The following is a 1,332-nucleotide window of genomic DNA, read 5'->3' as shown; positions in this document are numbered from 1 at the left end:
AAGTTACATCAGCAAATATTTGGAATTGGTTTACTCACTGCTGTTATTGTACCTCACCTTTGTAAGAAATGCTATATAAGCAGTTTCCGGTTGAGGAGGATTGTGCGATCGTTACAAGCACACCGAGTCGTATTGGTCGATCGACCATTCCGACAATTTGAGCCCGGAAGTGTCAAAATATTAACAACCAGTTCATCCCCAAAATATATGGCTCCCGCCGTTTTAATTGAAAATCTTCAGAAACGCTACGGCACTGTAGAAGCCGTTAAAGATGTTTCCTTCAAGGTAGAACCGGGGGAAATATTTGGTTTGCTAGGCCCCAACGGTGCAGGCAAAACCACAACCCTGCGGGTACTTTGTACTTTGAGTGCGCCCGATAGCGGACGCATTGAAGTGTCTGGCATTTCTGCTGTCAGCCAGCCGAGAATTGCCAGACAAAAACTCGGCTACGTCGCCCAAGAAGTGGCTCTCGATAAGGTGCTGACGGGGCGGGAACTCCTGCAACTGCAAGCAGCACTTTACCATTTGCCGCGCCCTAGGATTAAAGGGCGGATTGACGAAATGGTGAAACTCCTCGGTTTGGAAGAGTGGGAAAATAAAAAGACGGGCACTTATTCCGGCGGTATCCGCAAACGCCTCGACTTAGCTGCTGGATTGCTGCACCAGCCGGATGTTTTGGTGTTAGACGAACCGACTGTGGGGCTGGATATTGAAAGCCGGGTGGTGGTGTGGGATTTCCTGCGCCGCTTGCGGGAGGAAGGTACTACGGTTTTGATTACCAGCCATTATCTCGAAGAAGTGGATGCTTTGGCCGATCGCGTGGCGATTATTGACAAGGGTACGGTAATTGCTGAGGGCACGCCGGAAGAGTTGAAAAATCGGGTTGGGGGCGATCGGGTGACTCTGCGGATTCGGGAGTTTTCGCCGATCGAAGAAGCCGAAAAAGCTAAAACTCTGATGCAATCTCTGCCTTTTGTGCAGGAAGTAATTGTCAATACCGCTCAAGGAAATTCTCTCAATTTAGTAGTAACACCGCAAAGCGATGCGCTGGTGACTATTCAGCAAGCTTTAAAAAATGCGGGATTGCCTACTTTTGGAATTGCTCAATCTCGGCCAAGTTTGGATGATGTGTATTTGGCTGCGACTGGTAAGACGCTGTTGGATGCGGAGTTGGCTGCTGCTAGCAACCGCGATTTGAAGGCTGAGCAAAAACAGGCGATGCGATCGTAAATTATACCAACTGGTGAAAAGCGGCATCTGTAGATACTGTATTGACCTGTCAAGGGGTTGTGGATAAAAAGTTTGGGTCAAAAGGCTTTTGGGATTTTAAGA

The 1,332-nt window shown here is 48.4% G+C and carries 1 protein-coding gene; it reads left to right on the top strand.

What is annotated here, in order from left to right; translation table 11 throughout:
- Positions 1-207: 207 nt before the first annotated feature.
- On the top strand, positions 208-1,230 hold the full coding sequence (locus QUA40_RS28755; RefSeq protein ID WP_333132120.1) for an ATP-binding cassette domain-containing protein: 1,023 nt from the start codon (positions 208-210) through the stop codon (positions 1,228-1,230).
- Positions 1,231-1,332 lie beyond the last annotated feature (102 nt).

It is taken from the genome of Microcoleus sp. Pol11C3 (assembly GCF_036701485.1).
Lineage (GTDB): Bacteria > Cyanobacteriota > Cyanobacteriia > Cyanobacteriales > Microcoleaceae > Microcoleus.
The sequence above is the reverse complement of the archived record's forward strand: the minus strand, read 5'-3'. Positions and strand labels throughout refer to the sequence as shown.

Bases quoted from the DNA above. Each gene is read 5' to 3' on its own strand.
- QUA40_RS28755 (WP_333132120.1), top strand. From the start codon at position 208: ATGGCTCCCGCCGTTTTAATTGAAAATCTTCAGAAACGCTACGGCACT.